We start from the raw sequence: 11971 nt of genomic DNA, 5'->3' as shown, positions 1-11971 counted from the left end.
TGCCCCTTCACGCGGTGCCAGAAGCTCCAAGAGCCTCTGCTCGACAGATGTGTTTACGCGCACCCACAGCAGGGATGCCGCTCCCGTGGAACTCGAGGCAAGACCGCAGAAGACCGGGAAGCCGAGCCGCGCCTCCGCTGTTCGTTCCCGCTTGACTCCACCACCGAACACCCGCCTTCACCGGCGGGGTTGTTCATTGGGGCAGTCCTGGGTGCCGGTTTACGGACACGCAGGCGAAAGCTTCGAACCGGCGGCACCATCCCCTGTTTCCTGCGGGTGCCGAACGCGGCCCTCGCCACCGGCCGCCAGCTTCAGTATTCGTACACGCCGAACTCTGCTTTCAGGCGTTCGGCAGCTTCCAGTTGGCCTCCGCCCATCGCGCGGGCGACCAGCGAGGCGATCAGGGACGTGATGCTCAGGAAGGGCGCCAGCGAGGCGATCACCTCCGACCCCTGGGTGGGCAGGCGGATGCTGTGGTGGGCGAGCCGGCCCAGGGGCGAGGCCCCCTGATCCGTGATCAGCAGCACCTGCACGCCGCGTTCCCGCAGGGCAGTCGTCACCCGCGTGGTCGCGCGGCTGTAGCGCCGCACCGTGTACACGAGCACGGCGTCCTCCTCGGTCATCTCCAAGAGGTGCTCGGGGCGGCTGCACAGCAGGTCGGCGCTGTAGGCCTGCACGCGGGGCCGGAACGAGGACAGCATGTACTCGGCGGTGAGGGCCAGGCCGTGCGACGACCGCGCGCCCAGCAACCACACCTGCCGCGCGGCGGCAATGGCGTGGGCGATGGCCAGCAGCTGATCCTCCGGAATGGCCTCCATGCTGTCGAGGTTGGCGCGTTCGCTGGCCCAGTAGCGGGCGACCACCGCGTCCTGCCGTCCCGGCTGCTTGAGGCCCAGGGTGGCGCGCAGTTCCTGGCGAACCGAACGCTGCAGGTGCGGGTAGCCCTCGAAGCCCACGCGCTGGCTGAAGCGCGTGATCGCCGCGCCGCTCACTCCCAGGGCCTCGGCGATCTCCCCGGCGCTCAGGAAGGGCAGTTCCTCCAGGTGGTCGATGAAGTGGCGGGCGATCTGCCGGTCGCGCGGCCCAAAGCTGTCCAGGCCGGCGCGCAGCAGGTCGGCGGCGGTGGCGGGCGGAGCGGACGTCACCGGCCCACCCTAACCCACCTGGGCGGCACCAGCGGCCGGCGTCGCGGCTTGTGGCTGCGGCGCGGCGCCCGGCCCGTACAGGCGGCGGCCCGGCAGCGCCCGCGTGTGCGTGCCGCCCACGAGCACGCGCACGCCGTTGACCCACAGGTCGCGCACGCCCTCCGAGAGCTGTTCGGCGTGGGCATACGTCGCCCGGTCGCGCACGGTCTGGGGATCGAAGATCACTACGTCGGCAAAGTGGCCTTCCCTCAGCAGGCCGCGCCCCTCCAGGCGGAAATGCTCGGCGGGCAGGCCGGTCATGCGGTGTACCGCTTCCTCCAGGCTCAGCACGCCGCGCTCGCGGACATACACGGCCAGCAGGCGGGTGAAGTTCCCGAACGACCGGGGATGGCCGCCCAACTCGTCCTCGGAAAGCTGCGTGGGATCGGAGCCGGCGGCGTCCGATCCCAGCATCACCCACGGCTGGCGCAGCTGGAGCTCGATGTTGTCCTCGGACATCAGGTGGTACAGGCTGCCCACCCGGTTCTGCTCGGTCTCCAGCAGATCAAGGGCCGCGTCGATCCAGTGCTGGCCGCGCTGCTCAGCGATCTGCGCCAGCGAGAGCCCCTTGTAAGGGCGGTTCTCCGGGCGTCTCAGGCCGACGGGCATCACTCCCTGCGGCCCCGCCAGGTTGCCGAGCGGTTCCCACGTGCCGTCCGGGTCGAGGATGGCCGCCCGGATCTTCGCGCGCTCGCCAGGGTCGCGCAGCCGCTCGACCAGCCGGTTGCCCTCGCTGGCCCAGGGCGGCGTGACCGACGACAGGCCGGTGCCCCCGGCGGTGTACAGGTACAGGTCGGCGTGGATGTCACGGCCCGCCGCCCGTTCGGCGTTCACCCGGTCGATCACCTGCTGCATCTTCGGCCACGCCGGGCGTCCGGCGGCCTTGAGGTGGTACACGTGCAGCCGGGCGCCGGATCGGGCGGTGATCTCCAGCGCCTCCTCCAGCCCGTCCAGGATCGCCTCCCCTTCCGAGCGCATGTGCGTGATGTAGATGCCGCCGTACGCCGCGACCTCCTCGCACAGCGCCACCAGTTCATCCGTGTCCGCGTAGCTGCCGGGCGGGTAGATCAGCGCGGTGGCCAGACCGTAGGCGCCGTCCTCCATCGCCTCGCGCACCACCCGGCGCATCTCGGCCAGCTGCTCCGGGCTGCTCTCCCCCTCGGCGTAGCCGCGCGCGTACTCGCGCACCGTCGCCCCACCGATGAACGAGCCGAAGTTCACCGCGGCGCCGACGGTCTCCTGGGCGGACAGCCAGTCGCCGAAGCGCGTCCAGCCCTTCGAGCGCTGGGCCCATCCCTCGTCCTCGCCGGGCAGGCCGTGGACGGGAAAGCCGTGGGGCTGGCCGGGCACCGCCGGGGCAGGCGTCCAGCCCTCCCCCATGATCTCGGTGCTCACCCCCTGCGTGACCTTCCCCACGCTCAGGCCATCGTGCAGCAGGGTCGAGACCGAGTGGCTCATCACGTCGATGAAGCCAGGGGCCACGGCCATCCCGGCAGCGTCCACGACCTCCGCCCCATCGGGCACGGGGCCGCCGGATTCCGCGATGCGGGCGATCCGGTCGCCCTCGATCAGCACGTCGGCCCGCCGACCGGGAGCGCTGCTGCCGTCGATCACTGTGCCCCCGGTGATCCACACCCGGTTCATGCTGGCCTTCCGCGATTCCAAGCCATCCCGTGGACAGATCGGGATGGCTTTCCACCGCTCCAGTCCAACATGTGACTTCTTCTCGCTTCACTCGGGTTCGTCTGCGACTCACCTGAAGTGGGTCTCATACCTGTGACACGACCTCGGGGGTGGGCTGGGCGCTGTCGGGTGTGGCCTGCGCCTGCACCTGACGTGGGTAGATACGCCCGCCGAAGCGCATGAAGTCCACGGCGCCGCTGCCATTCCGCAGGAACTCGACGCCCAGACCGGCATAATTCCCGTCCGCGATCACGGCCCGCTCGGGTTCGATGAAGGTCAGGCCCAGGTCGAGGGTGCCGCCCGAGGCCGGATCCGGCATGCGGACGACCAGCGCTCCATTCTGCGCACTGACCTCCAGCGTGTAGGTCTGGCCGACCACGTCGTACACGCCTGTGAAGTCGGCCAGGCCAGCCTCGTCGTGCTCGTGCGAGCCGAGCTCGGGGGCCATGAGGCCCAGCACCTCGCGCTTGACCCACTCGCTGAGCTGGCGGTTCAGGGCGTGGCCGTTGCTGCCGTTGGTCAGCGAGATGAAGCCCACCTGCCGGTCCGGCGACACCCAGAAGTCCGACTGGTGGCCTACCGTCGTGCCTCCGTGGCTCAGGATCGTGGTATGGCCGTAGTCGTCCACGAACCAGCTCTGGCCCATCTGCCCTCGCTCGCCGGGAAAGCCGTTGAAGGCGTTGCCGATGGGGATGCGCGTGGCCCACAGGCTGTGGCGATCCACGGATGCCAGGATCGGCGCGGCGGGGGCTGTGGGCGGCGCCGCCTCGGCCGGCGCGGCGTCCTGATCCGCCTTACCTCCCTCGGCCTTGACGTCCGGCGCGGGCCGCGGGTTCATGGTGCCCTCCATGATGTAGTGGGCGTATTTCGCCATGTCGACGGCGGTCGAGGAGCACGTGCTGCCCGCCGGGGCCGCCGAGCGCATCATCATCCACGGGCGCTGCGGCTTGAACTCCTCGCCGATCTTGTTGTAGCCGACGGCGAAGCGCCACGTCATGATCTGGTTGGCGAAGAAGAAGCTGTGGTCCATGCCCAGCGGCGTGAAGACGCGCTCGGTCACGGTCTGCTCCCACGTCTGTCCGGTGAGCACCTCGATGATCCGCCCGGCGACGAAGAAGCCCGCGTTGTTGTAGCTCCAGTGCCCCCGCAGCGGCACCATCTGCGGGGAGTCGGCCAGCTTGTCGAGCCCGCGCGCCAGCGCGTCGTCGCCGTCGCCGGTGTCCTCGAAGAGGTCGCCCAGCCAGCCGCCCTGGTGGGTCAGCAGATCACGCACCGTGGCGTGCTCGGCCGCGTGCTCGTCCCGGAGCTTGAAATCGGGCAGGTACTCGCGCACGCGTCCATCCAGGTCGAGCTTGCCCTCGGCCACCAGGGTCGAGCACACGAGCGAGGTCAGGGTCTTGGTGGTGCTGCCGATCTGGAAGATGGTGTCCTCGGTGACGGGCTGGTTCGTCTCCAGACTGGCCACGCCCAGATTGACGAAGTAGTCGCCGCCGGGGAGCAGCAGGGCCAGGCTCACGCCGGGCGTCCGGAACTCGCGGTGCAGGCGCCTCGCCTCGGCCTCGAAGGCGGCGGCAAGCTGAGCGCTGGAGGGGGTCGCGGTGGGTGCAGTCATGACGGGGCTCCTTGGAGAGAGGCGGGAACGGGCGGGGCGTGACGTAGCGGCCGGCCTACTTCGACAGCTTGCTGAAGAGGTTGGACTTGTTGAACTCCTCGAAGCCCTTGAGGTCGGCGGCGGTGGCGCCAAAGCCCTGCGAGACCTGGAGCGGGAACCCGTAGGCCTGCTGGCCGACGTAGCTCAGGATGGTGCGGTAGATCGGCTTGCGGGCGGTCTGGCCCACCGTGTCGCGGCCCTGGTCGAGCAGGGTCTGGAGTTTGGTGTCCCTGATGCCCAGGGCGGTGGACAGGATGCCGTCGCTGCCGTACAGGCCGCGCAGCACGGTGTCCGGGTCGGCGCCGCCCCAGGTCAGCGGCACGACCGTGAGTTTGCCGCCCAGCAGCGAGGCGTTCAGCGAGCTGAGTTCGCCGTTGCTGACCTGCACGTGGAACCTGGGGTTGAGCGCCTCGATGTTCTGCTTGATGATCCCAGAGACCACCTCGCTCAGGCCCTGGCCGGCGATGGTGATGGCGGGCAGCGTGAAGCCGGTGGTCCACAGCTTGCCGCCGAAGGCCAGCTTGAATTCCGCCTCGGCAGTCTTCAGGTTGAAGGCGCCGGGCCGCAGGGTCGTGTCGTTGGCCCAGCTGTTGTACGGCAGCGAGGAGTTCAGCGCCAGGCCCTTGCCCTGGAGCGCGTCGCGCACGAAGGTCTGGGTGTCGAAGGCCGCCGCGAAGGCCTTGCGGACGTGGATGTCCGAGAAGAAGTTGACGGGCACGTTGTTCTCGGCCAGCTGTCCAGCCGGCAGACGGCCGCCGTCCTGGATGTTCTGGTTGAACATCACCATCGTGACGATCTGCGACTGGAGCTGCTGCGGCAGGGTCTCGTACACCTTCACGCCCGCCGCGCCGCGCAGCTTGGCCAGCGTGTCGCGGTCCGGTACGGCGATGATGTCGGCGTCGCCCTTCTGAACGGCCAGCACGCGGGCGGTGTCGCTGTCCACCTTCTGGAGGATCACGTTCTTGAGGGCCGGCACCCCGCCCCAGTAGCCGTCGAAGGCCCGGAAGATCAGGCGGCTGGGATCGCGCGACACCAGGGTGTAGGCCCCGGTACCGTCGGGTTTCTGCGCCAGCGCCGAGTTCGACACGTCCTTGCCGACCCAGGCGTCGAAGTCCTTCGCGGTGCCGCTCCAGTCACCTGCCGCCACCAGCGCCCTCATCGGCACGACGTAGGCCTGCGTCACCGAGTCGATCAGGCTGGGCACGTTGCGGTCGAGGGTCAGCACGAGCTGCCCGGCTGCGGTGCACTTCACGGCGCTGGCGAGCTTGTTGAAGGTGAAGGTCTTCTTGATGTCGGGGGTGAAGCTGCCGATCCCGAGCACGCTCGCGCGGATCTGCGCCGCCTGCGAAGTCTCATTGCCCACCAGCAGCGTGCGGCGCAGCGAGTATTCGGCGTCCATGCAGGTCATGGCCGAGCCGTCGTGGAACTTCACGCCGCGGCGCAGGGTGAAGGTCGTGGTCTTGCCGTCCTTGCTCTGGGTGTAGCCCGTGGCGAGCTGGGGCTTGTACGTGCCGAACTCGTTGCGGTACAGCGCCTCGTACATCTGCTGCACCACCAGCACGTCGTAGCCGGTGACTGCCTGCGCGGGTTCCAGGGCGGCGATGGCCGAGGGAATCTGGTACACCAGCGTGTCCTTAGGAGTGGCGAGGGCCGCGGGGCTGCACAGGGCCAGGGTGAGGGGAATAATGCGTCGGTTCATGGCATGACCTCCAGAAAATAGGGAGACGGGGTTAGCGGTTTCGGGGATCCAGGCCCTCACTGAGGGCGTCGCCGACGAGGTTCCAGCCGAGGCTGTACACGGCGATGCACACGCCGGGAAAGAGGGTGACGTACCAGTACGCGAACGGCTGCCCCGCCGGGCCCTGAATCCAGGGTTGCGCCAGGGCGATGAGCTGGCCCCAGTCGGCGAAACCCGCTGGCGTGCCCAGCCCCAGGAAGCTCAGGGCCCCGGCCACGATGGGCAGGCCGCCCATCTCCAGCACGACGATGCTGGACAGCGGCCCCAGCGAGCCGGGCAGCACGTGCCGCAGGGCGACGCGCAGCGGGCTGGCGCCCAGGCTCTGCGCCGCTGCGACGTACTCCTGCTCGCGCACCCGCAGCACCTCGGATCTGACCACCCGCGCCAGCGCCGTCCACGACACCAGGCTCAGCGCCAGGATGATGTTGCCCAGCCCTGGCCCCAGCGCCGCCACGAGCACCAGCACGAGCACCAGCCCCGGAAAGGCGAAGGTCACGTCGGTCACGCGCATCAGCAGGTTGTCCACGATGCCGCCGAAAAAGCCCGCCATCAGGCCCACGGCGCCGCCCAGCAGCACGCTGAGGCACACCACCGTGAAGCCCAGGAACAGGGCCGTGCGGGTGCCCCACACCAGGCCGTAGCGGATGTCGTACCCGCCCACCCGGCCCAGCGGCGCGTCCGGGGCCGGGTCGCGGGGCTGCGCGGCGAAGCCCACCCGGGGCATCTGCAGGCAGCTGTCCGGCGGGCTGATGACCTCGCGCAGGTAGGCCAGCGGGCCGGGGTACGTCTGCCCCGCTGCTAGTGCCAGGTCGCGCCGGCAGTTGCCCTGGGGTGGCGCCAGCAGCGGGGCCAGCAGCGCCACCAGCACGTACAGTCCCACGATGACGGCCCCGACACGTGCGGGCACGTTGCGGCCCAGCCGCCCCAGGGCGGGTCGGGGGCGTGCGCGTGCGGCCGGCGCGGCGGCATGCTGAACGGCGCTCACGTGTACCTCACGCGCGGATCGACCAGCGTATAGGCCAGATCGGCCAGCAGGTTCACCAGCACGACGACGGTGGCGGTCAGCAGCGCGAAGCCCAGCACGCCCGGCAGGTCGCCCTGGGCCGCCGCCTTCGCCGCCCAGCCGGCCACGCCGGGGTAGCCGAACAGCGTCTCGGCCAGCACCGCGCCCTGGAGTAGCCCCGAGACGCTCAGCGCCACCAGGGTGATCACCGTGAGCAGGGCGTTGCGGCGGGCGTGCTTGCGGACCACCTGACGCTCGGCGACGCCCTTGGCCCGCGCCGTGCGGATGTAATCGCTGTTCAGCGCCTCGATCATGCTGGCGCGGGTGCCCTTGACCAGGCCCGCGCTGCTGACCACCAGCAGGGTCACCACCGGCAGCACCAGGTGCAGCAGGGCGTCCCAGAACACGCTGAGCCGGCCGTTCAGCAGGGCGTCGAGGGTGAGCAGGTGCGTGTAGCGGTGCATGGGCGTGATGGCCAGTTGCAGCGAGATGTCGTTGCTCTGGTTGCCGTTGCCGGGCAGGATGCCCAGCGCCCCGTAGAAGATGACCAGCAGCCACACCCCCAGCACGAAGCTGGGAATGCTGTAGCCCAGCACCGCGAAGATCCGGATGACCGTGTCCGGGGCGCGGTTCCGGTGAACCGCTGCCTGGCCGCCCAGCCACACGCCCAGCGCCACCAGCGGCACCAGCGTGAACAGGGCCAGTTCCAGCGTGGCCGGAAAGTAGGTGCGCAGGGTCTCCAGCACCGGCAGCCCACTGGTGCGCGAGAAGCCCAGGTTCCCACTCACCGCCTCCTTGAGCCACAGCCCGTACTGCACGAAGACGCTGCCGTCCAAGTGGTTGGTGCGGATGATCTCGGGCACCCGCGAGAGCTGCTCCAGGTTCACCGCGTACGCGGCGGCGCGCTGCTCGGGCGGAATGAGCTGCATCACCAGCACGATCAGGAACGTCACCGCCAGCAGGATCAGCGGCAGGGCCAGCAGCCGCCGGGCCACGTAGCTCAGCACGGCTCCTCCCGGCGCAGCAGGTAGCGCTGCCCCGCCAGATCCACGTCCACCAGCCGGTACCCCTGCGCGAACAGCCGGGCGAAGAGCGGGCCGCTGGCCGCCCGCCACGCCCGTGCCAGGGCAAGATCCTCGCGCCGCAGGCGGTAGTGGTCGGCAGGAATGCGCACAGTCACGGCATTCGGAAGGTCTGCTGGCAGCGCGTCATGCAGCGGATGCAGCGCCTCGCCCACCGGCCAGACCTCGCGGACGCCCTCCCTCGCCCGTGCTCCGTCCAGCAGCCACACCGCCTCGAAGCGGTCGGAGGACACGCCGGCGTTGATGCCGGTCATCTCGCCGTAGTAGTCCGGCAGGTAGGTGCCCACGGTGGCGCCCAGACGGTGCACGTTCAGGTGCGCGTTGGCGAGCAGCAGCGGATCGAAGGTCCACTCCACGCGGGTGATGCCGCGTGCCAGGCACCATTCCTGCTGGAAGCGCTTGAGCCCCTCGCCCAGACCGTGGCGCCGCCACTGCGGGTGCACGCCCAGGCGGTGCGAGTGCTGAACCGTGGCGTTGCGGGTGGGGAGACCCACGAGGTAGGCCCACAGCTGCCCGTCCGCGTCCAGCGCTCCGGCGACCAGACCACCTACGTGGTGCAGGACGTGCAGCAGCGCCGGGTCTTCCGGCGCATCGTCCTCGCCCCAGATGGCGCGGGCCAGGGGCGGCGTGCGCGCCAGTTCGTCCAGCCCGCTCAGTTCCCGCAGCGTCAGGGCGGTGGTGGGGTGTGCGGCGGCCTCCGTCATGGGGAGCTGACGGCACTCCGCGCCGGCGCCGCGATCTCCGTACGCCAGCGCGTCACGCTGTCCAGGAAGGGCAGATCCAGCGTGACGCCGGTGCCTGGCCCCGGTGGAACGGGCATGACCCCGTTCACGGTCTCCAGCGGCTCGTGCACGATGTCGCGCGCCCAGTAGCGCGAGGAACTGCTGGTGTCGCCGGGCTTGGTGAAGTTCTCCAGCGTGGCGAGGTGGATGTTGTGCGCCCGGCCTACGCCGCTCTCGAGCATGCCGCCGCACCACACTGGGGCATTGAACGAGGCCGCGACGTCGTGCACCCGCCGCGCCTCGAGGTGGCCGCCCACCCGCCCGACCTTGATGTTCACCAGGCGGCAGGCCGCCGTCTCCAGCGCCGTACGGGCGTCCTGCGCCGTGGTGATGCACTCGTCCAGGCACAGCGGCGTGTGCATCAGCGCCTGAAGCTTGGCGTGGTCGCGCAGGTCGTTCCACGCCAGCGGCTGCTCGATGTAGTCCAGACCCAGCGTGTCCAGCTCGCGCAGAACGTTCAGGTGCGCCAGCGTGTACGCAGCGTTGGCGTCCACCGTGACGGGCGTCTCCGGCAGCGCCGCCCGTACCGCCCGCACCACCTTCACGTCCCAGCCGGGCTCGATCTTGAGCTTGATGCGCCGGTAGCCCTGCTCGGCGTGGCGTACGGCCGTGTCCACCGTGGCCTCGACCGAGGCCTGGATGCCCAGCGACACGCCCACCTCCACCGCGTTCCGCACGCCGCCCAGCAGCGTGGAGAGCGGCACGCCCAGGCTGCGGGCGTGCAGGTCCCAGAAGGCCATCTCGATGAGCCCCAGCGCCATGCGGTTGCCGCGCAGCCCCGCCAGGTGGCGCATCAGCGATTCGGCGTTGGCCCACTCAAGGCCCAGCACCTCGGGCAGCACGGCGTCCTGGAGCAGCGCAAGGGCTCCGGCGATGGTCTCCTCCCGGTACTGCGGGCGGGCGTCCATGACGCCTTCGGCGACGCCCTCCAGCCCCTCGCTGAACACGCGCAAAAGCACGAAGGTCTTGTCAGCCACCACCCCGAAACTGGTTCGAAAGGGCTTCAACAGTGGCAGCGAGACCACGCGCAGTTCGGCCCGCTCAAGCCGCATACGAACCCTCGTGGTCGGCCGTCGGTGAGAAGTACGGGAAAGGCGTCAGGGAGCACCGCTTGTTCGGAGAGCAACGCAAGGAATCACCGCCGGGCTGTGAGAGGGAGGTTGTAGTGGGTTTTGCAGGACTGTATTCCAATGCAGAAGCTTTTGCAAGTGCGACCCGCAGTACGCCGCTCTTAGGCAGACTGGGGCAAAGGCGTCTGGTCCTCCCCAGGCGGCCACCGCAGCGAATCGGGCGAGGGAGGGTCTCCCCTGTCGATGGAGTGAGAGGCTTGCCGTGACTCCAGGCGGATTTCCTCAGGTCAACCTGCACGCCCTGACCACACCTGAAGTCCGGTGTCGCGGCCTGCAACCGGCGTACAGGCAAGGGAGGGTTCTCGACGCGTCCAGTGATGATTCATTCCCAGCTATCAATCACGCTCCACACCCTCCGTGATGAGCACGGCCCGGATGTCATTCACGTTCGTCAGGGTCGGGCCGGTCACGATCAGGTCACCGACCGCCGCGAAGAACGTGTGGCTGTCGTGGGCGACGAGATCGGAGCGCGCCGAGTGCCCGGCCGCCTGTCCACGCCGCAGCGTATCGGGCGTCACCACCGCCCCAGCAGCCTCTTCGGTGCCGTCGATGCCGTCGCTGTCACCTGCCACCGCCCAGATGCCGCTCGCTCCGGCCAGGGCCACCGCCAGGGCGAGCAGGAACTCGGTGTTCCGGCCGCCTCGCCCGGCCGCACTCCCCCGGAGCGTGACGGTCGTCTCGCCCCCCGAGAGCAGCACGGCCGGCGGGCGCACCGGCTGGCCGTGCTGCCGCACCGACCGCGCGACGCCGGCCATCACCGTGCCCACTTCCCGGCTTTCTCCCTCCAGGGCGTCGCCCAGGATCAGCGGCGTGAGTCCGGCGCGGCGGGCGGCCTGCGCCGCCGCTTCTAGGGCAAGGGCGGGCGCCGCGATCACCCGCACCTCACTCTGGAGGTCGGCCGCCTTCGGGGTCTCCTCCCCGGCGTCCAGCAGGGCCTGTGCGGCAGCGGGCAGGGTCAGGCCGTACCGCGCCACGATCTCCCGCACGTCGTCCAGGGTGCTGGGGTCGGGTACGGTGGGGCCGGACGCGATGTCGGCCGGATCGTCACCGGGCACGTCGCTGATCACCAGGGTCACCACGCGGGCCGGACGCGCGGCCAGCGCGAGCCGTCCACCCTTGATGGCGGACAGGTGCTTGCGCACCGCGTTCATCTCGCGGATGGTGGCCCCACTAGTGAGCAGGGCGCGGTTGATGTCCTGCTTGTCCGCCAGGGACAGGCCGGTTCCCGGCGCCGCCAGCAGCGCGGAGCCGCCCCCGGACATCAGGGCGATGACCAGGTCGTCGGGCGTGAGGCCCTGAACGGCGGCCAGGATGCGGTGGGCCGCCCCCTCGCTGCGTCCGTCCGGCACCGGATGTGACGCCTCCAGCACCTCGATGCGCCCGGCGGGAACGGCGTGTCCATCGCGCGTGACGACCACGCCGGACAGCGGCGTGTCCGGCCACACGGCGTCCAGGGCGGCGGCCATCGCGGCGGACGCCTTGCCGGCCCCGACGACCACGCAGCGCCCACGCGGCGGCTCCGGCAGGTGCCGGCGGACGGCCTGCGCCGGATCGGCGCTGTGCACCGCCGCCATGAAGATGTCGTGCAGAACGGCTCGAACCTGCGTATCCGTCCATTCAGCGGGGCTGGAAGAGGGGAATTCGGGCGTGGGCGTGCTCACGGTACTTCTCCTGTGGACGTGGAGCGGGCGTGCGCCCGCCCGGTGCTCGGCCCATAT

General features: G+C 70.1%; 9 protein-coding genes. All 9 read right to left on the bottom strand.

Features of this window, described 5'->3' with window-relative positions:
* Positions 1–311 precede the first annotated feature (311 nt).
* The 9 genes from E7T09_RS17650 to E7T09_RS17610 all read right to left on the bottom strand — a co-directional run bounded on the left by E7T09_RS17650 (position 312) and on the right by E7T09_RS17610 (position 11914).
* Positions 312–1145 carry a MurR/RpiR family transcriptional regulator gene (locus tag E7T09_RS17650; RefSeq protein WP_136390500.1) on the bottom strand — a complete coding sequence of 278 codons (834 nt, stop codon included), beginning with the start codon at positions 1143–1145 and terminating at the stop codon, positions 312–314.
* 9 nt (positions 1146–1154) lie between these two features.
* Positions 1155–2828, bottom strand: coding sequence for an amidohydrolase family protein (locus tag E7T09_RS17645; RefSeq protein ID WP_136390499.1), 1674 nt, complete (start codon positions 2826–2828; stop codon positions 1155–1157).
* A 124-nt stretch (positions 2829–2952) separates the two neighbouring features.
* Positions 2953–4479: a serine hydrolase gene (locus tag E7T09_RS17640; RefSeq protein ID WP_136390498.1), complete on the bottom strand. Its 1527-nt coding sequence runs from the start codon at positions 4477–4479 to the stop codon at positions 2953–2955.
* A 55-nt stretch (positions 4480–4534) separates the two neighbouring features.
* On the bottom strand, positions 4535–6217 hold the full coding sequence (locus E7T09_RS17635; protein ID WP_136390497.1) for an ABC transporter substrate-binding protein: 1683 nt from the start codon (positions 6215–6217) through the stop codon (positions 4535–4537).
* A 31-nt stretch (positions 6218–6248) separates the two neighbouring features.
* On the bottom strand, positions 6249–7241 hold the full coding sequence (locus E7T09_RS17630) for an ABC transporter permease (RefSeq protein ID WP_240741869.1): 993 nt from the start codon (positions 7239–7241) through the stop codon (positions 6249–6251).
* Complete coding sequence (locus tag E7T09_RS17625) at positions 7238–8266, bottom strand: ABC transporter permease (protein ID WP_136390496.1); 1029 nt, start codon at positions 8264–8266, stop codon at positions 7238–7240. Before E7T09_RS17625 ends, E7T09_RS17630 begins: the two co-directional genes overlap by 4 nt.
* A complete protein-coding gene (locus E7T09_RS17620) occupies positions 8260–9045 on the bottom strand; it encodes a GNAT family N-acetyltransferase (RefSeq protein WP_136390495.1) in 786 nt (261 codons plus the stop codon). Before E7T09_RS17620 ends, E7T09_RS17625 begins: the two co-directional genes overlap by 7 nt.
* Entirely contained in the window at positions 9042–10175 is a 1134-nt protein-coding gene (gene menC, locus E7T09_RS17615) for an o-succinylbenzoate synthase (RefSeq protein WP_136390494.1), read from the bottom strand. Before menC ends, E7T09_RS17620 begins: the two co-directional genes overlap by 4 nt.
* A gap of 413 nt (positions 10176–10588) precedes the next feature.
* Entirely contained in the window at positions 10589–11914 is a 1326-nt protein-coding gene (locus tag E7T09_RS17610; RefSeq protein ID WP_240741868.1) for a glycerate kinase, read from the bottom strand.
* Positions 11915–11971: the final 57 nt, after the last annotated feature.

It is taken from the genome of Deinococcus sp. KSM4-11 (assembly GCF_004801415.1).
GTDB lineage: Bacteria > Deinococcota > Deinococci > Deinococcales > Deinococcaceae > Deinococcus.
The sequence above is the reverse complement of the archived record's forward strand: the minus strand, read 5'-3'. Positions and strand labels throughout refer to the sequence as shown.